This window comes from Brevibacterium jeotgali (assembly GCF_900169175.1).
Taxonomy (GTDB): Bacteria; Actinomycetota; Actinomycetes; order Actinomycetales; family Brevibacteriaceae; genus Brevibacterium; species Brevibacterium jeotgali.
Map to the genome: position 1 here is coordinate 138,160 of NZ_FXZM01000009.1, position 24,130 is coordinate 162,289.

At 68.9% G+C, this 24,130-nt stretch carries 23 protein-coding genes and 2 tRNA genes; 6 read left to right on the plus strand and 19 right to left on the minus strand.

Going from position 1 to position 24,130, the window contains the following annotated elements:
* Positions 1–114: 114 nt before the first annotated feature.
* Positions 115–345, plus strand: coding sequence for a TM2 domain-containing protein (locus tag BJEO58_RS10255; RefSeq protein WP_101589377.1), 231 nt, complete (start codon positions 115–117; stop codon positions 343–345).
* Positions 346–499: 154 nt separating this feature from the next.
* On the plus strand, positions 500–1,534 hold the full coding sequence (locus tag BJEO58_RS10260) for an NAD(P)-dependent alcohol dehydrogenase (protein WP_219617105.1): 1,035 nt from the start codon (positions 500–502) through the stop codon (positions 1,532–1,534).
* Positions 1,535–1,561: 27 nt separating this feature from the next.
* On the opposite strand, the gene BJEO58_RS10265 is transcribed toward BJEO58_RS10260, so the two are convergent.
* The 9 genes from BJEO58_RS10265 to BJEO58_RS10305 all read right to left on the minus strand — a co-directional run bounded on the left by BJEO58_RS10265 (position 1,562) and on the right by BJEO58_RS10305 (position 9,388).
* Positions 1,562–1,638: transfer RNA gene (locus tag BJEO58_RS10265), tRNA-Leu, on the minus strand.
* 6 nt (positions 1,639–1,644) lie between these two features.
* Entirely contained in the window at positions 1,645–2,160 is a 516-nt protein-coding gene (locus BJEO58_RS10270) for a DedA family protein (RefSeq protein ID WP_101589379.1), read from the minus strand.
* A 227-nt stretch (positions 2,161–2,387) separates the two neighbouring features.
* Positions 2,388–3,761 carry an NAD(P)/FAD-dependent oxidoreductase gene (locus BJEO58_RS10275; RefSeq protein WP_101589380.1) on the minus strand — a complete coding sequence of 458 codons (1,374 nt, stop codon included), beginning with the start codon at positions 3,759–3,761 and terminating at the stop codon, positions 2,388–2,390.
* Between the two features lie 32 nt (positions 3,762–3,793).
* Positions 3,794–5,254, minus strand: a complete 1,461-nt coding sequence (locus BJEO58_RS10280; protein WP_246076160.1) for a S8 family serine peptidase — start codon at positions 5,252–5,254, stop codon at positions 3,794–3,796.
* Between the two features lie 3 nt (positions 5,255–5,257).
* Positions 5,258–6,202: a Ppx/GppA phosphatase family protein gene (locus BJEO58_RS10285; protein WP_101589381.1), complete on the minus strand. Its 945-nt coding sequence runs from the start codon at positions 6,200–6,202 to the stop codon at positions 5,258–5,260.
* Positions 6,199–6,708 carry a DUF501 domain-containing protein gene (locus tag BJEO58_RS10290; RefSeq protein ID WP_101589382.1) on the minus strand — a complete coding sequence of 170 codons (510 nt, stop codon included), beginning with the start codon at positions 6,706–6,708 and terminating at the stop codon, positions 6,199–6,201. The genes BJEO58_RS10285 and BJEO58_RS10290 overlap by 4 nt, the downstream gene beginning before the upstream one ends.
* Positions 6,705–7,241: an FtsB family cell division protein gene (locus BJEO58_RS10295; RefSeq protein WP_144573915.1), complete on the minus strand. Its 537-nt coding sequence runs from the start codon at positions 7,239–7,241 to the stop codon at positions 6,705–6,707. Before BJEO58_RS10295 ends, BJEO58_RS10290 begins: the two co-directional genes overlap by 4 nt.
* Before the next feature lie 101 nt (positions 7,242–7,342).
* Complete coding sequence (gene eno / locus BJEO58_RS10300) at positions 7,343–8,623, minus strand: phosphopyruvate hydratase (protein ID WP_101589384.1); 1,281 nt, start codon at positions 8,621–8,623, stop codon at positions 7,343–7,345.
* A gap of 81 nt (positions 8,624–8,704) precedes the next feature.
* Positions 8,705–9,388 (minus strand): MerR family transcriptional regulator, encoded by a 684-nt coding sequence (locus BJEO58_RS10305; protein WP_101589385.1) that lies wholly within the window; start codon positions 9,386–9,388, stop codon positions 8,705–8,707.
* A gap of 114 nt (positions 9,389–9,502) precedes the next feature.
* Here BJEO58_RS10305 and BJEO58_RS10310 point away from each other — a divergent pair, with 114 nt between their 5' ends.
* Positions 9,503–10,063, plus strand: a complete 561-nt coding sequence (locus tag BJEO58_RS10310; protein ID WP_101589386.1) for a DUF2306 domain-containing protein — start codon at positions 9,503–9,505, stop codon at positions 10,061–10,063.
* Here BJEO58_RS10310 and BJEO58_RS10315 read toward each other — a convergent pair.
* From BJEO58_RS10315 to mfd, 3 genes are all read right to left on the minus strand, one after another.
* Positions 10,035–10,814, minus strand: a complete 780-nt coding sequence (locus BJEO58_RS10315; RefSeq protein WP_101589387.1) for a tyrosine-protein phosphatase — start codon at positions 10,812–10,814, stop codon at positions 10,035–10,037. The genes BJEO58_RS10310 and BJEO58_RS10315 overlap by 29 nt on opposite strands.
* A 75-nt stretch (positions 10,815–10,889) precedes the next feature.
* The gene (locus BJEO58_RS10320) at positions 10,890–11,510 is read right to left on the minus strand and encodes a MazG nucleotide pyrophosphohydrolase domain-containing protein (RefSeq protein WP_101589388.1); all 621 of its coding nucleotides are present in this window, start codon (positions 11,508–11,510) and stop codon (positions 10,890–10,892) included.
* On the minus strand, positions 11,507–15,100 hold the full coding sequence (gene mfd, locus BJEO58_RS10325) for a transcription-repair coupling factor (protein ID WP_246076159.1): 3,594 nt from the start codon (positions 15,098–15,100) through the stop codon (positions 11,507–11,509). The genes BJEO58_RS10320 and mfd overlap by 4 nt, the downstream gene beginning before the upstream one ends.
* 102 nt (positions 15,101–15,202) lie before the next feature.
* Here mfd and BJEO58_RS10330 point away from each other — a divergent pair, with 102 nt between their 5' ends.
* Positions 15,203–15,823 (plus strand): rhomboid family intramembrane serine protease, encoded by a 621-nt coding sequence (locus BJEO58_RS10330; RefSeq protein WP_219617106.1) that lies wholly within the window; start codon positions 15,203–15,205, stop codon positions 15,821–15,823.
* Between the two features lie 37 nt (positions 15,824–15,860).
* Here BJEO58_RS10330 and pth read toward each other — a convergent pair whose 3' ends face one another.
* The 5 genes from pth to BJEO58_RS10355 form a co-directional block, all read right to left on the minus strand.
* Positions 15,861–16,457 carry an aminoacyl-tRNA hydrolase gene (gene pth, locus BJEO58_RS10335; protein ID WP_101589390.1) on the minus strand — a complete coding sequence of 199 codons (597 nt, stop codon included), beginning with the start codon at positions 16,455–16,457 and terminating at the stop codon, positions 15,861–15,863.
* A gap of 182 nt (positions 16,458–16,639) precedes the next feature.
* Positions 16,640–17,305, minus strand: a complete 666-nt coding sequence (locus BJEO58_RS10340; protein ID WP_101589391.1) for a 50S ribosomal protein L25/general stress protein Ctc — start codon at positions 17,303–17,305, stop codon at positions 16,640–16,642.
* A gap of 296 nt (positions 17,306–17,601) precedes the next feature.
* Positions 17,602–18,582, minus strand: coding sequence for a ribose-phosphate diphosphokinase (locus BJEO58_RS10345; protein ID WP_101589392.1), 981 nt, complete (start codon positions 18,580–18,582; stop codon positions 17,602–17,604).
* Between the two features lie 2 nt (positions 18,583–18,584).
* The gene (gene glmU / locus BJEO58_RS10350) at positions 18,585–20,108 is read right to left on the minus strand and encodes a bifunctional UDP-N-acetylglucosamine diphosphorylase/glucosamine-1-phosphate N-acetyltransferase GlmU (RefSeq protein ID WP_101589393.1); all 1,524 of its coding nucleotides are present in this window, start codon (positions 20,106–20,108) and stop codon (positions 18,585–18,587) included.
* A gap of 37 nt (positions 20,109–20,145) precedes the next feature.
* A tRNA-Gln gene (locus tag BJEO58_RS10355) sits at positions 20,146–20,217 on the minus strand.
* Positions 20,218–20,273: 56 nt separating this feature from the next.
* On the opposite strand from BJEO58_RS10355, the gene BJEO58_RS10360 reads away from it, so the two are divergent.
* Positions 20,274–20,654 (plus strand): hypothetical protein, encoded by a 381-nt coding sequence (locus tag BJEO58_RS10360; RefSeq protein WP_101589394.1) that lies wholly within the window; start codon positions 20,274–20,276, stop codon positions 20,652–20,654.
* Between the two features lie 129 nt (positions 20,655–20,783).
* Entirely contained in the window at positions 20,784–23,279 is a 2,496-nt protein-coding gene (gene pcrA, locus BJEO58_RS10365) for a DNA helicase PcrA (RefSeq protein ID WP_101589395.1), read from the plus strand.
* An 85-nt stretch (positions 23,280–23,364) separates the two neighbouring features.
* Here the strand turns inward: pcrA and BJEO58_RS10370 are convergent, their stop codons facing one another.
* Both BJEO58_RS10370 and BJEO58_RS10375 read right to left on the minus strand, forming a co-directional pair.
* A complete protein-coding gene (locus BJEO58_RS10370; RefSeq protein ID WP_101589396.1) occupies positions 23,365–23,574 on the minus strand; it encodes an Rv0909 family putative TA system antitoxin in 210 nt (69 codons plus the stop codon).
* Positions 23,575–23,707: 133 nt separating this feature from the next.
* Entirely contained in the window at positions 23,708–24,106 is a 399-nt protein-coding gene (locus BJEO58_RS10375; protein ID WP_101589397.1) for a hypothetical protein, read from the minus strand.
* Between the last annotated feature and the right edge of the window lie 24 nt (positions 24,107–24,130).

Below are 24,130 nucleotides of genomic sequence, written 5' to 3' on the forward strand. Positions count from 1 at the left end.
GGAGAGCGTGCGCCGGCCGGATGCTGCCGGTGAAGGAGGCAGGCCCCACTGCAGACGGGACGTCGGAGTGGGAGGATCAGGTGAACGCCTGAGGCCCGCACACAAGGAGTCGCCGTGTCCCACCCTGTTCTGCCCGCCAAGGACGAAGGCCTCGCCCTCGTCCTCACGATCCTCGGATTCTTCTTCGTCGCGGGCCTCCAGTACTTCTACATCGGAAAGATCTTCACGGGGATCCTCTTCCTGCTCACGCTGGGCTTCCTCTACGTCGGCACGATCATCTCGCTCTTCACGATCCGCGGCGAGACCCGCCGGGTGAACGCGAGGCGCGCCTACGGCTATTCGTGAAACGTCCAACGCCCCTGGCACCGGACGCGCACGAGGCCGCTCGCCAGACACCGCACCCGGTGGTGAGCGGCCGTGATCGCAGTCGACCGCGTGCACGCCGTTCGACTCTCACGTCGGGCGGTGCTGGCTGAGGAGTACGCAGTATGCTCGAACCGTGAACGCGGAGCCGAGACCCGCAATGCGCGCCGTCGTCCAGCGCGGCTACGGCCCACCGGCCGAGGTGCTGCGGGTCCGCGATGTCTGCCGGCCCGCGCCGGGCGAGGGCGAGGTGCTGGTCCGGGTGCGCGCGGCGTCGGTGCACCCGGACGTGTGGCACGTCGTCGCGGGGCTGCCGCGGGTCCTGCGCCTCATGGGCTCTGGACTCAGGCGCCCCTCGCCGGCTGTCCCGGGCACGGACGTGGCGGGGACGATCGCGGCGGTCGGCGCCGGCGTGCACCAGTTCGCGGCGGGAGACGAGGTCTTCGGCGAAACGACCGCGGGGATGCAGTGGCGCAACGGCGGCGCGTACGCCGAATACGTCGTCGCCCAGGCGGACGGCCTGGCGACCAAGCCTTCTGACACCACCTTCGAACAGGCCGCGACCGTCCCGACGGCGGGACTCATCGCGCTTCTCAACCTCCCCGACCTCGAGACCTGGGAACCGGGCAGACGCGTGCTCGTGATCGGTGCGGCCGGAGGGGTGGGCGCCATCGCCGTGCAGCTCGCCCGCACAGCGGGAGCCCAGGTGACCGGTGTCGACCACTCGAGCAAGCTCGACCTGCTGCGCGGCCTGGGAGCCAGCCGGGTCGTGGACTACACGCAAGACGACGTGACGCAGGGCGGGGAGAGCTACGACCTGGTGTTCGACGTCGCCGGCGTCCGCCCGTACGCCGCCTATCGGCCGATCCTCACCGCCCGCGGCCGGTATGTGGTCATCGGGCACGACCACTTCGGCGCCCGGGGACGGCGACTGCTCGGCAGTGTGCCGCGGATGATCGGGCTGATGGCCCGCTCCTTCGTCGACCCCCGCCTCCCCCGGCCGACTGCGGCGCCGGGCCGCAGGGAGTCGATGGCGCGCCTGCAGGAGCTGCTCGCCGATGGACGACTCACACCGGTCGTGGACCGCACCTTCCAGCTGGAGCAGGCAGGCGAGGCCATCGGGCACCTGGCGTCCGGTGCCGCCCGGGGACGCGTGGTCGTCGTGCCGTAGCCGTCGCTGGTCTGACCGACGACGCTCTGGTGCCCCCACTGGGATTCGAACCCAGACTGAATCGATTTTAAGTCGACTGCCTCTGCCGATTGGGCTATGAGGGCATGGTCTCAGACTAGCGGGTGCCTGTCATCCGTCTGCACGGTGCCCCGCGTGCCCTTCCGTCGCTTCGCGGGCCACGCGATCGCGAGCACGAGGATGACCGCCGCGGCGACTGCGATTCCCACGGTGAAGACCGGCGCATGGTCGTACGCGAGCCCGATCGCCCGGAAGCCCGCGAATCCCACGAGGGAGTACACGGTCGCCCATCCCGCTCCCCCGACCAGCAGCGCCGCGATGTAGCGCGGCCACGGCATCAGAGTCGTGCCGGCCGCGAGGTTCGCAAGCGTCTGGAACCCGATCGTCAGGAAGCTCGCGGCCACGACGGGAGCCCCGAAGCGGTTCACCCGGGCTTCTGCACGCGCATACTTCTCCGACGCGAGCATCGCGCGGACCCGCGGCGACTTCGCCAGTCCCCCGCGACCGAGCCGCCCCAGTGCATACGTCGCGCCCGCCCGGCAGAGGATGATGCCGTACATGATGAGCCAGACCAGGAGGAAGGGCAGGTTCCACGTCGTCGGATCCATGCCACTCCTCTCTGCGGCCGTGCCGCGCGCGACGACTCATCCAGGCAAGCCTATCCTCACAACAGGAGGAGAGGGGCCGATCATCCTGCCGCTCATCCGCACCCCGCTGCACCCCCGTCCGCCTGCGCCCGTGACAACGCGAAGCGGCCCCGGACCGCAGTCCGGAGCCGCTCTCGACCCTCCCGGTTCCACACCCGCCCGGGTGCAGGACCGTTCAGAACCCGCCGTCAGGCATTCGCCTTCTCCTTCTGAGGAGCAGGCTTCGAGTTCGCCGCTTCGACGAATGCACGGCGCGGCACGTCGACGTCCTTGAGAGCAGTGAGGTCGCGGCCCATGACCGTGTTGATGACCCAGTTGCCGAAGACGCGGGCGGAGCGCTCACACGTGGGGATCGCGTAGCCGTGGTACAGGCGGTGCAGTGCCCACGCGATCGGACCGCGCAGCTCCACGCTGCCCATCTGCGCGACTCCCTTGAACAGGCCCATGCCGGCCACGGCGCCCAGGGACTTGTGGAAGTACTGCGTGAAGACCGTCTCTCCGCGCATGGCGGCCAGCAGGTTCTTCGCCAGCACCGGCGCCTGCCGCATGGCGTGCTGCGCGTTGGGCACGCAGAAGCCTCCGGGGCCCTCACCGGACAGGTCCGGGACGGCGGCGTTGTCGCCGGCGGCCCACGCGCCGTCGACGACGCCCTCTTCGTTCTCGACGCGCAGATCCGCACGGACCGTGATCCGACCGCGCTCATCCAGGGGGAGGTCGGAGTCGATGAGGATCGGGTTCGCCTTGACGCCCGCGTTCCACACGACGAGGTCGGCGTCGAACTCTTCACCGTTCGACAGCTTGATGTGCTTGTCGGTGCAGTCCTCCAGGAAGGTCTCGAGGTAGACGTCGACGCCGCGCTCGCGCAGGTGGTCGACGACCCAGCGAGCCTGTGCCTCGCCCACCTCGGGCATCACACGACCGAGTGCCTCGACGAGCACGAAGCGGATGTCCGCCTCTGTGAGCGTGTCGTACTGGGCCACGGCGGCCCGCGCCAGGTCCTCGAGCTCCGCGAGTGATTCGATGCCCGCGAAGCCGCCCCCGACGAACACGAACGTGAGCGCCTTGCGGCGTTCCGCGTCGTCCTCCATGAGCGATGCCTCGGCGAGGCGATTGAGGACGTGGTCGCGCAGCGCGATGGCCTCTTCGATGCGCTTGAGGCCGATGCCCTCTTCTGCGAGGCCCGGGATGGGCAGTGCACGCGGCACCGCGCCGGACGCCAGCACGATCTGGTCGTAGTCGAGCTCGAAGGCCTCGTAGCCCTCCTGCTCGATGACGACGAACTTCTTGTCGTGGTTGATGTTCGCGACGGATCCTGTGATGACCTCAGCCCCCCGCAGGTGGCTGCGCAGCGGAACGACCGCGTGGCGCGGTTCGATGTTCCCGCCGGCGACCTCAGGCAGGAACGGCGCGTAGGTGAGGTACGGGTTCGGGTCGACCACCGTCACCGTGGCTTCACCCCGCCCGAGGTCCTTGAGGAGATTCTGGGCTGTCACGAAGCCCAGGTAGCCACCGCCGACGATGAGGATGCGCGGACGCAGAGCGTTGTTTCTGATGAGAGCCATAGCCTCATCCTAAAGGCTTGTGAAACTTTTCACTAGCCGTCGCCGCGAGTACCCTCGGCCACACCTGCGGGCGCTCCGGCAGGCGGCTCCGCCGCCGCACCGGCCTTCGCCGAGCCACGGACGGGATCCTGTCCCGCACGCCGCGCACGGACTCCCACGACGAGTGCCCCCGTCAGCAGCGCTGCGCCGATGACACCGCCGCCGATCAGTACCGATGGTCCCAGCACCTGTCGCGGCGCGTGTGCTGCGGCGACGGTCCCATCGCTGCGGCCGGCCTCGTGCGTCGCGTCGTCCTGAGCGGCGGCGGATTCCTCACCGGCGCGAGCGCTCTCCGAGTCCGCCTCGCCACGACGGTGCATCTGCACCCACTCCGAGAGCTGCTCCCCAGCGGAGGGCACATCGTCGTCCGGTTCCCACTCGAGGGCGGCGGCGGGGTCGATCCTGCCGTATCCCACGATCGGGTCAGGCTCCTCGTAGGTGCCCTGCCCCTCGTAGCCCTCGACCGCTCCGGCGGTCTCATTGAGAGCGGCGACGACCTCGTCGGCGGACCAGTCCGGGTGCGCTGACCTCAGCAGCGCCGCGATCCCGGACACCACGGGGGCCGCGAACGAGCAACCGTCAGCCGTGCCGTATCCGCCGTCCCAGAACGGGACGGGAATGTCCTCAGCCGGCCCCATGAGGTCCACCGCGGTGCCCGGTGCGGTCGACGTGTCCCGAATGGCGCCGGACTGGGTCAGTCCTCCGACGCCCACGACTCCGGGGACCGTCGCGGGCGACCACGCCTGGGTCGCCCCCTGCGACCGGTTGCCCACGCACGCGATGACGACCGCGTCGTGCTCATAGGCGTAGGCGAAGGCCTCGTCCCACGTCTGCGGCCACGACGGATCGTCCCAGCCCAGGGACATGTTGATGACGGAGGCGTCGCTGTCCACGGCCCAGCGCAGCGCCCTCTCCGCCTGCACGCGCGTGGACTGGGCGGCCGACGGGGCGCCCCCGCCCAACCACACCGACGCCGAGGCGATCTTCGCCTCCGGCGCCACTCCCATCGGACCGCTGCCGGTCCCGCTGCCGGCGACGACGCCGGCCACAGCAGTGCCGTGGTGGATGATGCTCTCCGCACCGACGGGCTCCGTCCCGTCCTTACCCGCACCGGAGAAGTCCCGCGAGGCGGTCACCCGATCGCTGAGGTTCTCGTGGTCGTCGTTCACGCCGGAGTCGATGACGGCCACCGTGACGCCGTCGCCCCGGGTCGTCTCCCAGAGTTCGGGGATGTCGTAGTCGTCCATGAACCACTGGCCCGGTCCGGGCTCCGCCTCATCGTTCGTCAGCGCCTCTGCAGCGCTGGCGGACCCGCCGAAGATCGTGGCGGCGACGAGCCCCAGTGCGGCCAGGATCGCCAGCAGCTGGAGGACGCGGGCTCTCAGACGGCGCCCGCGCTCTCTGCGTCGACGCCGCTCATACGGCGGTTCATGGTTCCCGCTTCGCCGTGACATGGATCACTCCCGCGCGAGGCCCAGTGCGATTCCGTCGAGGATGTCCGATTCGCTCACCCGGATCGCCAGGGAGCCTCCGGAACGGCCGACGGCCTCGTCGACGAGCTCGATGAGTCGGGCGTAGACCTGGCTCCCCGCAGCGATGACGTCTGCGCGACCGGGGTGCATGTACGGCAGTGCACGGCGCTCCTCCGAGGTCATCGCGGTGAGCCGGTCTGCGGTCTGCACGATCTGCGCCCGCGTGAGGGGTGCACCGTGGATCGCGTCGCGGTCGTATCCGGGCAGGTCGAGGACCGCGGCGGCGATCGTCGTGATGGTTCCCGCGACACCGACGAGCGTGCGGGTCGCGGACACGTCGACGTGCTGCGCGGCTTCGGTGAAGGCGTCGTCCACGTCCGCGCGCAGCGCTGCGATCTGTTCGGCGGTGGGCGGATCCGACGCGAGGTGGCGCTCGAACAAGCGCACGCATCCGATGTTCATGCTGTATGCGTCACCCGCGGTCGCGTCTCCGAGCACGAGCTCCGTCGAACCGCCGCCGAGGTCCATGACCAGTCGCGGCGACGCCGCATCCGGCACGCCCGCGGTGGCTCCGAGGAACGAGAGCGCTGCCTCCTCACCGCCCTCGATCACCTCGGGGAGGATGCCCAGGCGCTCGTGCACACCGGCCGCGAACTCGTCGCGGTTGGAGACGTCGCGGCTGGCCGACGTCGCGACGAATCGCAGGCGGTCCGGGGCGTGACGAGACACGATCTCCGCGTACTCGTCGCAGACCGCGAACGTCCGCGCGAGTGCCTCCGGAGCGAACTCGCCGGTGCGGTCGACGTCCTGGCCCAATCGGACCACCCGCATCTCGCGGACGACCTCCGAGAGGCGACCGGCGTCGTCGACGTCGGCGACGAGGAGTCGCAGCGAGTTCGTTCCGCAGTCGAAGGCAGCCGTTCTCGTCATACGTGGAAGCCTACGGCAGACGGCACCGTCTCCATCATCGCCAGCGCCTTGTCCCCCACGGGATTGACCCCGGGTCCGGCCGCCAGGCTGTGGCCGACGAGAGCGTGCAGGCACTTGATGCGGGTCGGCATCCCTCCCGCAGAGAAGTCTGCGACCTCGACCACCTCGTCGAGGCCCGCCTCCCGACCGATCCGCGCCCGGTCGGCCAGATACTGCGTGTGGGCGTGGGCGTACGCCGCCTGGAGCTCCTCGTCCTCCGCGAGTTCAGCGGTGAGCTCAGCCATCACCCCGTTCGCCTCCAACCGCGACGCTTCCGTCACGTAGTCGGGGTGCGTGAGGTAGTAGGTGGTGGGGAAAGGCGTCCCGTCATCCAGCCGGGGTGCGGTCGCGACGACGATCGGCTCGCCGTCGGAGGTCCGGGATGCGACTCCCACGACTCCGCGCGGCAGCCGATTCAGCTGCTCTCGCACCCGCTCTCTGTCCGCGTCCGTGTACGGGGTGATCACGTGGGGTCCTCCTCGTTCGCATAGCCGACCGCACGCAGCGAATCGACGAGCTCGATGTACCAGGGCTGGGCACGGACGGCCTTCGACGCGCCGGCTTCGGATTCGCCCGCCTCGTCGCCGTGGTCGTCCGGGCTGTCCACGACGATGAATGCTTCTTCGCCCTCGTGGACATACTGCAGGTTCTCTCGGGCCAGACGCTCCAGATGCTCCGGGTCGTCCAGCCTCTCCCGCTCCTCCTGGAGCTGATCGACCTCGCCCTTCGTCGCGTCGATGTCGGCTTCGAGCGCGGCGATCTGCTGCATCTGGGTGAGGCCGCTGCTGATCGGCTGGATGAGCCCGAAGAGGACGATGAGGAGTGCGCCGACGGTCACGGAGGCGCGGAACGACATCCGCCTGCCCGCTGCCGTGTCGTCGATGAGCTCCGGGGAGACGCCCCCGTGGGATCGGGACTGCTTCGAGGCACGCTGAGGACGCCTGCCACCGGGGGTGCCGGGACGACCGCTTCCGCGACCGCTCGTGCTGCGTCTGCTCATCGTCTCCACCTCGATCCGCGCGGATGGGGAAGGGGCGCGGCCACCTTCAAGTGTGCCGCGCCCCTTCCCCGTCCGGGGGGATTGTGATCCGCCCCGGCGTGTCAGCCGTTGAACCGCGGGAACGCCGCACGACCGGCGTACCGAGCGGCATCGCCCAACTGCTCCTCGATCCGCAGGAGCTGGTTGTACTTCGCGACGCGCTCCGAGCGCGCCGGCGCGCCGGCCTTGATCTGCCCGGCATTCACCGCGACGACGAGGTCGGCGATCGTCGTGTCCTCGGTCTCGCCCGAACGGTGGGAGATCATCGAGGTGTAGTGGTGGAAGTGGGCCAGCGAGATCGCATCGAGCGTCTCCGTGAGGGTCCCGATCTGATTGACCTTGACCAGCAGTGAGTTCGCGGCACCGGATTCGATGCCGCGCTGCAGGCGCTGCGGGTTGGTGACGAAGAGGTCGTCGCCGACGATCTGGACGGCACCGCCGATCCGAGCGGTGAGCTCCGTCCAGCCGTCCCAGTCGTTCTCGTCGAGCGGATCCTCGATGGAGACGAGCGGGTAGTCCGCGACGAGCTTCTCGTAGTAGGCGGTCATATCCGATGCGGACCTGACGGACCCCTCGAAGGTGTAGCCGTCCTCGCCGTGGAATTCCGATGAGGCGACATCGAGGGCGAGCGCGACCTCCGTCCCGGGCCTGCGCCCTGCAGCCTCGATCGCCTCGAGGATGAGGTCGAGCGCCGCGACGTTGGAGTCGAGGCTCGGAGCGAATCCGCCCTCGTCGCCCAGACCGGTCGACAGGCCACGGTCCTTGAGGACCTTCTTGAGCGCGTGATAGACCTCTGCACCCCACTGGAGGGCCTGGCGGAAGCTCGATGCGCCGATCGGCGCGATCATGAACTCCTGGATGTCGACGTTGGAGTCCGCGTGCGAACCTCCGTTCAGGATGTTCATCATCGGCACGGGCAGGACGTGCCCGTTGGGGCCGCCGAGGTAGCGGTAGAGCGGCAGCTCCGCGCTCTCCGCCGCTGCACGTGCCACGGCGAGCGAGACCCCGAGCATCGCGTTCGCGCCCAGGCGGGACTTGGTGTCCGTGCCGTCGAGGTCGATCAGCGCCTGATCGACGAGTCGCTGATCATCGGCTTCGATGCCGGTCACCGCGTCGTGGATGTCATCGAGGACTGCCTCGACGGCGTTCTGCACGCCCTTGCCCAGGTAGCGCTCCGGGTCACCGTCGCGCAGTTCGACTGCTTCGAACTCACCCGTCGAGGCGCCGGACGGCACACCGGCGCGACCCACTGCGCCGTCTTCGAGGAGCACTTCGACTTCGATGGTCGGATTGCCACGGGAGTCGAGGATCTCCCGTGCGGTTACGGCCAGAATCTCTGCCACGGATTCTCCTTGATCGTGCGCATGTGCGCGTGTGCGGGGACGACGGAGCCAGCCTAATGCACTCTGTCCGGCAGAACGCGCTCACTGCTCGCGTGCGTCGCCCTCCACGCTGCGGATGCTCTGGGACGTCTGCGCGAGCCGCAGCATGTCGACGACGAGCTGCGAGACCTCGTACGTGCCCACGGCGACTCCCAGCGCGACCTCGTCCCGGCTTCCCTCCTCGACGTCGAGGTCGAGGACGCCGATCGATCCGACCGCCTCCGCGATGCGCGAGAGGGAGTCGCGCCCCAGCTCGACCCCCAGACCTCTCATTCTGCGCAGCCTCTGCTCGACCGCCGTGCGCGCGAGGGACCCGCTGTCCGGCCACTCCTGCTCGGACACGAGCCGGGCCACCTCCGCCGAGGCCCCCTCCCGGGCTGCGTCCGCGCGCGCGTCAGCGTGCGGGGGAAGGCCGACAGCGTCGCCACGATCGGCGGTGCCGGCGCCCGGACCCTCTGCGGCGATCGTCTGCGCCGTCTCCATCACGCTCAGGATCCCCGCACCGGGATCGTCGATGACGGCTATGAGGTCTCCGATCCGAGCGAGCGGTGTGCCGATGATGCCGCGGATGCCCAGGATGAGCTCGAGCCGCCTCACGTGGCCCTCGTCGTAGGCGGCCGTCGTCTGATTCACTTTGCGTCCCGCCGGCAGCAGCCCCGCACGGATGTAGAACTTCACGCTCGCGGTGGTCGTCCCGACCCGTCGCGCCAACTCCCCCAGCTTCACCGCTCCCCCTTCCTCAGTCCCTCACGGTCCGCGACCGGCGAGCCCGATGGATAGTGAGAGGGCCTGCCACTCACCACGTTGGCCGCCTTGGACAGTTTCACTATCCTATCGGGTATGGGCACGCTCCTCGCCACCGTCATCGTCATCGTCCACGCCTCGACCGGCTTCCTCGCCATCGTGCTGGGCCCCGTCAACATGCTCCGCCGCCGTCGCGATGCGTTCCATCGGGTCGTCGGCCGCACGTGGGTCGGACTCATCTGGACGACATGCCTGTCGGGGCTCTTCATCGTCGAGAACGGCATCACGGTGTTCCATGCGCTCGCAGTCTTCACGATCGGCACTGTCACCCTGGCCCTCTGGCGCATCCGGCGCGGCGACCCGGTCGGACACGCGGCGCACATGATCGGCAGCTACCTGGGTCTTCTCATCGCCTTCGGCTTCGCCGCGCTGCTCCCCGCACGCCTCATCCAGCGAACCGCCGCCTCCGATCCCGTCGGACTGGCGATCTATGCACTCGTCCTCATCGCAGCGCTCGGCGCCTGGATGGCCCTCCTGCACTGGCTCACCACACGTTCGGCGAAGCACTCAGCAGCACCGAATCGATCGGAGGGACCGGAGTCGCCGGAGGCACCGAACTCCCCGCGACTCACGACGTCGGGGTCCTGGCCTCCGTGAGCGAGGCGCGCAGCCGATCCGTGACCCCGTCGCGCAGTCCGTGGTCGACGAGGTAGCCCTCGACGCCCCCGTGCTCGCGGTCCAGCCGGTCCAGGACGTCCGCCAGCCATTCCGGCTTCGCCTCCGTCGCCATGGCCGACACGGACGAGATGCCCGCGGACGAGAAGTGGCTGCGCAGCGCAGCGCGGAAATCGTCCCCCAGGTACTCCTCCGTCAACGCGTAGTCGTCGACGACCGCGTCCCGCTCGACTCCCAGGATCGACAGCAGGAACGCGGCGACCAGTCCCGTCCGGTCCTTGCCAGCCGAGCAGTGGAAGACTGTCGCGTCCTGCTCGATGTCCGCGATATGGGTGATGACATCGACGAACCGCGGTCCGGCGGTCTCGATCATCGCGGCGTAGAGCGCGGGCAGCGAGGGCGCATCGAGGACGATCCGGTCCGGGATGTCCTTGTCGAGCGGGAAGTAGCGGTTGCCCAGCAGCGGCATGTGGGAATAGCGGGCGCCCAGGCCGTCGACCGCGTCGGGGATGTTCGCGACCTCCTTCTCCTCACGCAGATCGACGACGGAGACGATGCGCATCTCCTGGAGCATCGCCACGCCGTCCGGCCCCAGCCGTCCCAGACCATCGGCCCGATAGAGGCGTCCGAATGCGACAGCGCCGCCGTCGTCCGTGCGATGGCCGCCGAGGTCGCGGAAGTTGAACGTGCCGGGAACCTCGATCCGCGGCGCGCGGTGGAATTCCTGTGTCATGCGTGCTCCTCGTCTCCGTGGTGCGGCCGGGTGCGACGATGCAGGAGTCTTCGAACGCGTCGCCGCCCGGACCGGTCAGTTCTGCCTGTTCTTCGCCCCTATTGTCCCTCGGATATCCGCCAGGATGCTCAGCGCCTCGTCCGCCGCCTCTGCGTGCGCCGCAGCCGACGGCTCGCGGGCAGCGCCCTCCTCCGCCCGTTCCGCTGTCTTCACATCCTGGTATCGGCGCTGCACGTCCGCGATCGGCACCGGAGACGACGAATCGAAGACGTGCGGATGCCTGCGGACGTATTTGTCGACCAGGCGCTGCTGGAGCGAGCTCCAGGTGGCACCGGGCTCTGCGCCCCTGCGCTCATCGAGCAGTGCCGCGTGGAACACCACCTGGTAGAGGACGTCAGCGAGTTCGGCTTCGACCGCGTCGGCTGTGCCGGTTCCGGCCGCATCCGCTGACCCGCCGTCGGAGCCGACGTGCTCGTCCTCGACGATGGCCGCCAGGAGCTCTGCCGACTCCTCCAGCAGATAGGGCGCGAGCGTCCGATGGGTGTGGTCCATCGCCCAGGGACAGCGGGCCCGGATGTAGGCCATCATCCGATCCGGGGTGAGGGACGCGAGATCGGGTCGGCTCCAGGGTTCCCGGACGTCGCGCGGGTCCGAGCCCTCGCGTCCCGCTCCGCTCGTGTCCCCCGCACCGCTCATGACGACGTGCTCGCGGCGACCTCGACCTGTTCGGGCGCTTCGTCCTCGACCGGCACGATCGCCTCGAGGAACTGATGCGCCCACGTGAGGATCTCCGAATCGACGACTTCCCGGCTGTCGAACCCGGTGCCGCCCACGGGCTTGGGGACGAGCACCGACCGGACGGCCGGTTTGATGAGCGACTTCGGATACATGCGCTTCAGTCGGGCGATCTGCGAGTCCGGCAGGTCCTCGATGGGGCCGAAGCGGATGAAGTTGCCCTGGCTCACGATGTCGGACACCCCGGACTGCCGCGCGCGGATGCGCAGACGAGCCACGTCCGCCAGCACGCCCACCGGGTCCGGCGGGGTGCCGTAGCGGTCGGTGAGCTCTTCCAGCACGGCCCGGATCTGGGACTCGCCCCCCGCTCCGGCGAGCTTCCTGTACGCCTCGAGCCGCAGTCGTTCGTGGTCGACGTAGTCGGTGGGGATGTGCGCGTCGACCGGCAGCTCGATGCGCATCTCCGGCTCCTCCTCCTGCGCCTCACCGCGGAAGTTCGCGACGGCCTCGCCCACCAGGCGGATGTAGAGGTCGAAGCCCACTCCTTCGATGTGGCCGGACTGCTGTCCGCCCAGCAGGTTGCCCGCGCCGCGGATCTCGAGGTCCTTCATGGCGACCTGCATGCCGGCACCCAGTTCGGAGTGCTCGGCCAGTGTCTTGAGCCGGTCGTGGGCCGTCTCCGTGAGCGTGCCGTCGGGCGGGTAGAGGAAATACGCGTACGCGCGTTCACGACCGCGCCCCACCCGGCCCCGCAGCTGGTGGAGCTGCGAGAGTCCGTAGCGGTCCGCCCGGTCGATGATGAGCGTGTTCGCATTCGCGATGTCGATGCCGGTCTCGACGATCGTGGTGCAGACCAGCACATCGAACTTCCGCTCCCAGAAGTCGACGATCATCTGCTCCAGCTGCTTCTCGCCCATCTTGCCGTGCGCGATCCCGATCCGAGCTTCGGGTACGAGCTCCGCAAGCTGTCCCGCCACCCGGTCGATGTCCTGCACCCGGTTGTGGATGAAGAAGACCTGGCCTTCGCGCATGAGCTCACGCCGGATCGCCGCGGCGACCTGCCGGTCCTCATGGCGTCCGACGTACGTGAGCACGGGATGGCGCTCTTCCGGCGGGGTCGCCAGAGTGGACATCTCTCGGATCCCGGTCACCGCCATCTCGAGGGTGCGCGGGATGGGAGTCGCGGACATCGCGAGGACATCGACGTCAGCGCGCATCGCTTTGAGGGTCTCCTTGTGCTCGACCCCGAAGCGCTGCTCCTCATCGATGATGACGAGCCCCAGGTCCTTGAAGGATGTCTCCCCGGACAGCAGCCGATGAGTGCCGATCACGAGGTCGATCGTCCCGTCCTTCATCCCGGCGATGACGCGATCCGATTCCTTCTTCGACTGGAAGCGCGACAGTGCGCCCACACTCACGGGGAAGCCTGCATAGCGTTCGGCGAACGTCTCCAGGTGCTGCTGGACGAGCAGCGTCGTGGGCACGAGAACCGCGACCTGCTTGCCCTCCTGAATCGCCTTGAACGCCGCCCGGACTGCGACCTCCGTCTTGCCATAGCCCACGTCGCCGCAGATCAGCCGGTCCATGGGGACCGTCTTCATCATGTCGTCCTTGACTTCGTCGATCGTCGTCAGCTGATCGGGCGTCTCGACGTAGTGGAAGGCGTCTTCGAGCTCCCGCTGCCACGGGGTGTCGGGACCGAACGAGTGGCCCTGCGTGGCCTGCCGAGCGGAATAGAGGCGGACGAGCTCCCCGGCGATCTCCTTGACCGCCTTCCGCGCTCGCGTCTTCGTCTTCGCCCAGTCGGACCCGCCCATCTTGTTGAGGCTCGGGCTCTCACCGCCCACGTACCGAGTGACCTGGTCGAGTGCGTCCGAGGGCACGTACAGCCGGTCTCCGGGGTGGCCTCGCTTGGACGGCGCGTACTCGACGACCAGGTATTCGCGCGTGTGCGCGTCCTTCCCCTTCCCCGCCGTGCGCTGCACCATCTCGACGAATCGGCCGACCCCGTGCTGCTCATGCACCACGTGATCGCCGGGCGACAGATTGAGGGGATCGACCTGATTGCGCCTGCGCCGCGCGGGCAGCTTCCGCATGTCCCGCGTCGAGGTGGCGGCCGCACGGCCGAGCACATCCGCCTCCGTGAGCACTGCCAGCCTGAGCTCGTCGACGACGAACCCGCCGTATCCCGCGCCGATCGCGACCTCGACGCGGCCCGCAGCGGTGAAGTCGGGAGCATCGACGAAGGCAGCGGGGACCTCGGCGTCGGCGAACACCTCGACGAGCCGCTTGCCAGGCCCTCCGCCCTCTGTGAGGACGACGACCGACCAGTCGCCCCGGACCAGCGAGCGCACGTCGTTGAGGATCGCTTCGACATCGCCCTGGTATCCGCGCGGCTCACGAGCGGGCACCGTGTAGACCTCGTCACCCGCAGCGGTGAGCTCTTCGTCGACTGCGAATCCGCTCAGCTCCCACCACGGAAGGCTCAGGATGCCGGCGGCCTCCCGCGTCTGCTCGAGAGTGCGGAAGTTCGCAGCGGACAGGTCGATGGGAGCCTGCGCACCGTCGGAGGCCGATTCCCAGGCGGCGGCGAGGAACTCGTCAGACGTGCGGACGAGGTCCTCCGCACGGCGCGCGACCTTCTCCGGCTCCACGACGAGGACCCGGGTGTCCTGCGGGACGACCGCGACGAGGGGCTCCATCCCGTCGGCGAGGACCGGCGCGAGCGATTCCATCCCCTCGACGGCGACGCCTGCGGCGATGCGGCCCAGCATGTCGCCGGCGGCGGGGGTGGTCTCTGCCAGTGCCGCGGCACGTTCGCGGACCTCCGCCGTGAGGAGGACCTCACGGCACGGCGGCGCATAGAGGCGGGGGGCGGGTCCGTCCGTGTCGGCAGGCTGGGAGCGCTGGTCCGCGACTGCGAAGGGCCGGATCTCCTCGATCTCGTCATCGAAGAAGTCCAGCCGCAGGGCGGATTCCGCAGTGGGCGGGAAGACGTCGATGATGCCGCCGCGCACCGCGAACTCACCGCGGCGGGAGACCATGTCGACGCGGGAGTACGCCAGCCCGGACAGCGCTTCGGACAGTTCGGTGAGATCGGCCCTGTCACCGACGCCCAGATCGATCGGCTCGAGGTGGGCGAGTCCCTTGACGAGCGGCTGCAGCGCAGCGCGCACCGGCGCGATCACCACCCGCAGCCGATCAGTTCCGTCCGCGTCGGGGTGAGCGAGCCGGCGCAGCACCGTGACGCGTTCGCCCACGGTGTCGGAGCGGGGCGAGAGCCGCTCATGCGGCAGCGTCTCCCACGAGGGGAAGACCGCGACGGACTCCTGCGGCAGGTGGTCGGCGAGCGCGCGGGCGAGGTCCTCCGCCTCACGGGTCGTCGCGGTGACGACCAGGGCGGTCCCCGTCTTCGCGGTGCGGGCGATGAGGGCGGGCAGGAGCCCGCGCACCAGGGACACGGTGCCCCCCGGAGACGCGGGGTCTGCCACTGCCCTCCGGACGTCGTCGAAGGCGGGCAGCGTGAGGGCGTCGCTCAATCCAGTCAGCACGCGTCCAGTGTAGGCGTCGGTGGGGACACAGCCGATCGCGCGGTCGCCTGCGCCACCGTCCGCGTGGATCCGGTCTCCAGCTTCATGCCCGATACTGGGCGCATGGCGCACACACTCGACGGTACCCGTGAGCGCGCTCCGTTCGCCGCGCGCTTCGTCTCCCCGCTCATCCTCATCGCACTCATGTGGACGATCGAATTCGCGGACATGCTGCTGCCCGGACGGTTCGAGGTGCTCGGCATCCGCGCGTGGGACCTCACGCACCTGCCGGGCGTCGTCCTCGCTCCGATCCTCCACTCGACGTGGGCGCACCTCATCTCGAACACCGTTCCGTTCCTGCTGCTCGGCTGTCTGGTCGCGGCGGAGGGCGCGCGGCGGTTCTGGGCGGTGACCGCCATCGCGACCGTCATCGGCGGGATCGGCCCGTGGCTGCTCGCCTGGCCGGGCACGGTCACGGTCGGAGCCTCCGGCCTGGTGTTCGGCTACTTCGCCTACCTCATGGTGCGCGTCTTCACCGCGGGGACCATGTCGCACCGGATCATCTACGCGGTGATCGCCGTCGTCGTGTTCGTCCTCTACGGCGGGTCGATGCTGGTGGGGATCCTCCCGGTGCACGTCGGGATCTCCTGGCAGGGCCACCTCTTCGGTGCGCTCGGCGGAGCGCTCGCAGCACTGCTCCTGCGTCCGCGCAGGGCGCCGCAGAGCCGGCGCGCGCCGCGGTAGGAGACGCCGCACCGCAGGTCCGATGCGCCGTCGTGGGTCAGCGAGGGGCGTGGAACCGCTGCTGAGCGGACTCGAGCCCTTCGAGCGCGACGGCCTCCACCGCATCCGCGAGGTCGGAGACGAAGATCGGCAGAGTGGCTCGCTCCTCCGCGGTGAACCGTCCCAGCACGTGGTCGGACGTTTCCATGCGTCCGCGCGGACGGCCGACACCCGCACGGACTCGGAGGTAGTCCTTCGTCCCCAGGTGGCTCGTGAGGGACCGCAGCCCGTTGTGTCCGCCCTCCCCACCGCCCTTCTTGAGCCGAACGGAGTCGTAGTCCAGGTCTACGTCGTCGTGGATCGCGATGATGCGATCGGGAGCGACCGAATGGAACCGCGCGAGCTGTCCCACTGGCTGCCCCGACTCATTCATGTACGTCGACGGGCGCACGAGGACCGCGCGCGGGCCCGGAAGCCCTCCGGCCCCGGGGAGCCGCCCCGTCGCGGCGAGCGCTCGGGTCTTCGACCGCGTGAGTGTCGCACCCATGCGTCGCAGCAGTTCGTCGACGACCAGGTAGCCGATGTTGTGGCGCGTCGCCTCGTACCGGCTGCCCGGATTGCCGAGGCCCACGAGGATCCAGGTGTCCGCTGCCATGGCACCGCGACCGTCCTTCCTTGGTGTCCCGCTCGACGCGGGGATGTGCTGTCAGGCCGGTGGAGCCTGCGAGTCGATGGGCGGGGAACGCACTGCGGGGCAGGACCGATTCGGTCCTGCCCCGCAGTGCGCATGCGCGCGTGCACGGGAGCAGCTCCCTGCGGGGGCTCCTCCCGTTCGGGTCACTCGTCCGCGGACTTCTCCTCAGCGGACGCTCCGGCATCGTCCGAAGGCTCTGCGTCGGTGGATCCGGCCGCGTCTTCGTCGACCGCGTCCGTCTCGAGCTCCGCCTCGAGCTCCGCATCCGACAGCTGAGCGGACACGTTCACCACGAGCAGCTCCGGGTCGGAGACCAGCGTCGAGCCGGACGGCATCGCGACGTCCGCGGCGTAGATGTGGTCGCCCACCTCGCGGCCCTCGATGTCGACCTCGATCGTCTCCGGCAGCTTCGTGGCGTCGGCCTCGATGACCAGCGACTGGTTGTCGACCGACACCATCGTGCCGGGAGCCGCTTCGCCCTCGAGCACGACCGGGACGTCGACCTCGACCTTCTCGCCCTTCTTGACGAGGATCAGGTCCAGGTGCTCGTTCTCACGGGTGAGGGGGTTGACCTGCACGTCCTTCACGAGCGCCAGCTCGCTCTTGCCCGTGTTCGGGTTCTCGAGCTTCAGCAGCGCATTCGGAGTACGCAGCGCCAGCATCGTGGGGTGCGCGTCGAGCAGCAGGTGGATGGGATCGATCCCGTGGCCGTAGAACACTGCGGGGACCTTGCCCGCACGGCGGTAACGGCGGGCCGCGCCCTTGCCGAACTCTTCGCGACGGACGACGTCGAGCTTCACATCTGCCATGGTCAATCTCCTCTTCAAGCGGTGGCGCCTCGCACGGACGCAGCCCACCCACCCGGAACGAGGAGCACTGCGGCCAGAAGGCACTGCAGCCTGTTCGGATCATGAGCACCGCGTCGATCACGGAGGCCGTCGGGGCCTCCCTCGCCGAGGTAACCAGGCAATCATACGCACTCGCCGCCTGCGGTCAAAGCGGGTCCCCCCGACGAGGCAGCTGGACCAGCGGAGCGCCCGCTCGCCCTCCCCGGGCGAACGGCCGCTCCACCGTCACGCGGACGGACAGACCCGGACGGTCCGGCTCAGGTGCCGTCGCCCTCGAAGAGGCTGGTCACGGAGCCGTCCTCGAACACCTCGTGCACCGCACGCGCGAGCAGCGGTGCGATGGACAGGACTGTGAGCTTGTCGAACATCATCTCCTCGCTCAGCGGAAGCGTGTTCGTGACGATGACCTCTTCCGCCACGGAATTGGTGAGGCGCTCCACGGCAGGACCGGAGAAGACCGCATGGGTGGAGACGATGATGACGCCCTTCGCCCCCGCCGCCATGCAGGCGTCCGCCGCCTGGACGATCGTGCCGCCGGTATCGATCATGTCGTCGACGAGCACGCAGTGACGCCCTTCGACCTCGCCCACCACCCGGTTGGCCTTCGTCTCATTGGGCCGCGTGATGTCGCGCGTCTTGTGGATGAAGGCCAGCGGGACGCCGCCCAGGCTGGACGACCAGTTCTCCGCGACCTTGATCCGGCCCGCGTCGGGCGATACGACCGCGAGGTCCTCGGGGTAGTTCTCCTTCACGTAGTCCGACAGGATCGGCAGCGCGACGAGATGATCGACCGGACCGTCGAAGAAGCCCTGGATCTGGGCCGTGTGGAGGTCGACCGTGATGAGGCGGTCGGCGCCGGCGGTCTTGAAGAGGTCTGCCATGAGGCGAGCGGAGATGGGCTCACGGCCGCGGTGCTTCTTGTCCTGGCGCGCATACGGGAAGAAGGGCGCGATGACGGTGATCCTCTTGGCCGACGCGCGCTTGAGCGCGTCCACCATGATGAGCTGCTCCATGACCCATTCGTTGATGGGGGTCGTGTGCGACTGCATGATGAAGACGTCTGTGCCGCGGACGGATTCTCCGAACCGGACATAGATCTCGCCATTGGCGAAGTTGTAGACGTCTGTGGGGAGCAGTTCGGTGCCGAGGCACTGTGCGACCTGTTCGGCCAGCTCAGTGTTCGCGCGCCCACTGACCAGGACGAGTTTCTTCTCGCCCGCGGTGGTGATCGACCTCACGTTCAGGACTCCTTATTTCGATCCGCATCGTCTGCGCTTGTCCCCCGGTCCGGCGCCGCGCTGTCCGCGGCCGTCGATTCCGGCGCAGTGTCGTGTGCCAGCTGTGCCGCCTGCGCGGCCGCACTCCCTGGTCTGTTCTTCTCGACCCACCCCTCGATGTTGCGCTGGCGGCCTTCCTTGATCGCCAGCGCCCCGGCCGGCACGTCGTCCCGGAGGACCGCACCCGCACCCGAGTAAGCGCCGTCGCCCACGGTCACGGGGGCGATGTACATCGTGTCGGAGCCCATGCGCACGTGCGAGCCGATCGTCGTGCGCTGCTTCTTCTCGCCGTCGTAGTTGACGAAGACGGACGAGGCACCGATGTTCGAGTGCTCCCCGACCGTGGCGTCGCCGACGTAGGTCAGGTGAGGAACCTTCGACCCCTCGCCGATCTGCGCGTTCTTCGTCTCCACGAACGTGCCGATCTTGCCGTGGGAGCCCAGTTCCGTTCCGGGCCGCAGGTACGCGAAGGGCCCCACCGAGGCCCCGGCGCCGATCACTGCGAGCGAGCCGTGGGTGCGGATGATCGTCGCGCCTTCACCCACTTCCGTGTCCGCAAGCGTGGTGTCCGGTCCGATAACGGCTCCGACGGCGATGTCGCAGGCCCCGTGGAGCTGCACTCCCGGCTGGATCGTGACGTCCGGTGCGAGCACCACGTCGGAGTCGATCCACGTGGTCTCCGGATCGACGACCGTCACGCCGGCCCGCATGTGCGACTCGACGATCCGACGGTTGAGCTCGCGGCCCAGCTGCGCGAGCTGCACGCGGTCGTTGGCGCCCTCCACCTGCCACACGTCGTCCGTCGTCAGCGCGGCGACACGCGAGCCTGAGCTGCGGGCGATGCCGATGACGTCGGTGAGGTACTTCTCCCCCTGGGCGTTGTCCGTGTCGACGCGGGCGAGCGCTTCACGCAGCACGGACGCCTCGAACGCGTAGATCCCGGAGTTGATCTCCCCGATCGCGCGGACTGCCTCGTCCGCGTCCTTCTGCTCGACGATCCGCTCGAGGTCGCCGGCCGCGTCGCGCACGATTCGGCCGTAGCCGGCGGGGTTCACGACATTGGCGGACAGCACGGTCACGGCGTTGGACTGCGCTTCATGGTGCTCGACGAGCGCGAAGAGGGTGGAGGTGGTGAGCAGTGGGACGTCGCCGTAGGTCACGACGACCGTGCCGTCCATGTCCTCGGGAAGCTGGGTGAGCGCGCATTCCGCCGCGCGGCCCGTGCCGGGCACATCGTCCTGGTCGGCCACGAGCACGGAGCGGTCGAGGACCCCTGCGATGGACTCGACGTGCGAGGCCACCTGCTCACGCGCGTGCCGCAGGACGACGACGAGGTGTTCGGGGCCGGTGCCGGCGGCTGCTGTGATCGCATGGTGGAGGAGAGAGCGCCCCGCGATCGGGTGCATCACCTTGGGGGTGGCCGACTTCATCCGAGTTCCCGCGCCTGCGGCGAGGACGATCACTGCTGCCGGGCTGTGCTGCGGCATGGGTGGGGCTCCTTGATTCGCGGATGGCTTCAACCCGCTCCGCCCCTAGGATTCGAACCTAGACCACACGGCTCCAAAGGCCGGCGTGCTGCCATTACACCAGGGCGGACCGCGCTCCCGGGGCGGGTGGGCGCTGGCTGCAATCCTGCCACTAGACTCAAGGGTATGGAAATCCTTCGTCTCATCCTAGTCGTCCTGCACCTCCTCGGAATGGCCATCATCATCGGCGGCTACTTCGCGCACATCAAGGCTCCCAAGGTCTCCCCCGGGATGCTGCACGGCGCATATCTGCAGCTCGTCACCGGCATCGCCCTCACCGGTCTTGCAGAGGCGATGGTGGACGAGGGTGAGGCCGTCAACCACATGAAGATCGGCATCAAGGTGGTGCTCGCACTCGCCGTGGCAGTCCTCGCCTTCCTCGGCAAGCGCAGGGAGAAGGCGAACCCGGACCAGGGCACGTCTGCGGGCATGGCCCACGCGACCGCGATCGCAGCGCTCCTCGCCGTGATCGTCGCCGTCTTCGTCCCCGGGACCGTTCTCGCCTGAGTGAGATCCGGCACCTGATCGGGCCCCTCACCCGGTCCGCGCGGGTCCTGCCCCGTGCTCGCTCGCGCCCTCCGGCCCGGCTCCCCAGAGCCGGGCCGCGTCCGTCCCGGCTGATAGGTTCGCACCGCTATGAGCTCACCCTTCGATTTCCTCTCCACGCTCGGCCCGCACGGCTCGGATCCTGCCGACGATGCTCCCACCGCTGACGACCGACCGGCTGAGCCGACCGGCCCCGTGCCTGCGAGTCCGTCCGGAGCCTCGGCCTCGGGGGTCCGGGACGACGCGGCGGCCGGCGCGGATTCGCTCCTGGACGGGCTCAACCCGGCCCAGCGGGAGGCAGTCCTGCACCATGGCGGACCGCTGCTCATCGTCGCCGGTGCGGGATCCGGGAAGACCAGTGTCCTCACCCGCCGCATCGCCCACGCGCTGCGGACGGGACGAGCACGACCCGGCGAAGTCCTCGCGATCACCTTCACGAACAGGGCGGCGAAGGAGATGCAGGAGCGCATCGCTGCGCTCGTGGGACCCGCGGCGCGCACGATGTGGGTGTCGACGTTCCACTCCGCGTGCGTGCGCATCCTCCGTCGCGAAGCCAAGACCCTGGGACTGACGTCGAGCTTCACGATCTACGACGCTCAGGATTCCCTGCGCCTCCTCACCCAGGTCGCGAGAGAGGCGGACCTCGACCCGAAGAAGTTCCCCGCCCGCGCGCTGCGTTCACGGATCTCCGGTCTCAAGAACGACCTCATGACTCCGGACGACTTCGCCGCGACAGTGTCGGAGAGGCGCCCGCACGATGAAGCGGTCCTCACCGTCTATCGGCGCTACCAGGAACGACTGAGGCGGGCGAACGCCCTCGATTTCGACGACCTCATCATGGAGACGGTCCACCTCCTGGGCGCCTTCGAGGCGGTCGCGGACAATTACCGCGCGCGGTTCCGCCACATCCTGGTCGACGAGTACCAGGACACGAACCCCGCGCAGTACCGCCTCATCCGGCTCCTCGCCGGCGCGGATCGGCCGGACGGACCCACAGGGGAACTCACCGTCGTGGGCGACGCGGACCAGTCGATCTACGCCTTCCGCGGAGCGACCGTGCGGAACATCGTGGAGTTCGAGGAGGACTTCCCACAGGCGCGCGTCGTGCTGCTGGAGCAGAACTACCGGTCGACCCAAACGATCCTGTCCGCGGCGAACTCCGTCATCGCGAACAACCCCGATCGCAAGGACAAGCGACTGTGGACAGACGGCGGCGACGGGGAGACCGTGACCGGCTGGGTCGCAGAGACGGAGCAGGCGGAGGCCCGGTTCATCGTCGAACGCATCGATGAACTCCGTGACGACCACGACCTGACCTACGGCGACTTCGCCGTCTTCTACCGCACCAATGCCCAGTCCCGCGCGATCGAGGACGCGCTGGTCCGTGCGGGGATGCCCTACAAGGTGGTCGGCGGCACACGCTTCTACGAGCGCAAGGAGATCAAGGACGCGCTCGCCTATCTGCGCGTCCTGGCGAATCCTGCAGACGATGTGAACCTGCGGCGGGTCCTCAACGAGCCCAAGCGCGGGATCGGCGACCGGACGGAAGCACTCATCGCCGCCCACGCGGAGCGCGAGCGCACCACATTCCGCGCCGCGCTGGACGATGCGGACAACGCGGTCGGCATCACGACCCGCTCACGGGGTCCGATCCGCACGTTCCTCACGCTTCTCAGCGACCTGGCAGGCGTCGCCGACGGCGGCGGCATCGCCGCCTCGCTCGAAGCCGTGCTGGAGCAGACCGGATACCTCGCCTCACTCAACGAGTCCACCGACCCGCAGGACGAGTCCCGCGTGGACAACCTCGCTGAGCTCGTCGCGGTGGCGGAGCAGTATGACGCGCAGAACGAGGAGGGCACGCTCGATGACTTCCTCGAGTCCGTCGCGCTGTCGTCGGATGCGGATTCGATTCCCGACGAAGAAGCGGGGGAGGTCACTCTCATGACGCTCCACACCGCGAAGGGCCTCGAATTCCCCGTCGTGTTCCTCACGGGCCTCGAGGACGGCACGTTCCCGCACCAGAGGTCATTCACCTCCGACCAGGAGATGTCCGAGGAGCGCCGCCTCGCGTATGTGGGGCTCACCCGCGCCCAGCGGAAGCTCCTCATCAGTCGCGCGGAGACCCGCAGCCTGTGGGGACAGCCGCAGTACAACCCGCCCAGCAGGTTCCTCTCCGAGATCCCGGAATCGCTCATCGAATGGGAGTCGACCGGGTCCGGTGGGCTGGGTGCAGGCGGCTTCGCCACGAGTGGATTCGGCGCGGGAGACGGCGCTGCTGGGCCCTATGGCGCTGCATACGGCGGCGGACGGGGCGGATCGAGCAGCACCTTCGGTGCCGGGCGCCAGGGAGCGGGCGGGGCGCGGTCGTCCTCCGCCAAGCCCGGCAGCGGATTCCCCAACCGGATCCGCCCGCAGCGGGAAATGGTCTCCGTCGACGCCGGCGACCGCGTCTCGCACGACTCGTTCGGATTGGGCACCGTCGTCGAGGTCACGGGCGCGGGCGACAAGACCGTCGCAGTCGTGGACTTCGGGTCGGCGGGCACGAAGCGCCTCCTCATGCGCTACGCGCCCGTAGAGAAGCTCTGAGCAGGCCCCCGGCACTCGGCACACGAAAGCGCCCCGCCCCATCCGATGATGGGGCGGGGCGCCGCTTCGTGGAGCGACGGCAGAATCAGTCCTTCTGGTCCTCGCCCTTGTCACCGAAGCCGAGTGCGTCCGACGCCGCGTCGTGGCCCTGATCGACCTGGTCCGAGAACTTGTCGCCGGTGGCGTCGTTCGCCGCGTCAGCGGCCTTGTCCAGGCCCTGCTCGCCGAACTCCTGCACCTGCTCGTTGTTGCTCGCGGCGTCCTTGGCCTTGTCTGCGAAATCTCCGAGTCCCATGACCTGTACCTCCTTGAAATCGTCGTCCGCCTCCGATGTGCGGCTGCAGACCCGACACTTCCATCACTGATGAGTCACATGCAATCGACCTGTGGCTGGACTCAGGACGTCTACAGGCGACCATCAGGCCCCGTTAACCCGGAATCGACGCTGTGAGGAGTGCGAGCGCGATGGACACGCTGAAGAATACGGTCGCGTCGAACCCGCGACCGCGGTTGCGCACCGTCGCCCACCAGGGGTCGGGCAGCAGCCGGAGCACACCCGCCGCTGCACACACCGCAGCAAGCATCCCTCCCGACAGCCGGAAGCTCAGCGGAGCGCCGACCACGGCCAGGACGAGAGCCACGACCGTCGCCAGCAGCACCCAGTCGCGCAGCGTCGGATTCGAATAGCGCCGCTTCCAGTAGATCCACCGCTTGGAGAACCAGCCCCGACCCTTGCCCCGACGACCGGCATGACCGGGTGAGCGGCCAGTGCGTGCAGGGGATTCGCTCCTGGCACGTCCGTCGTCAGAGCCTCCGTGCTCGTTCAAGCCTCCGTGCTCAGTGGAGCCTCC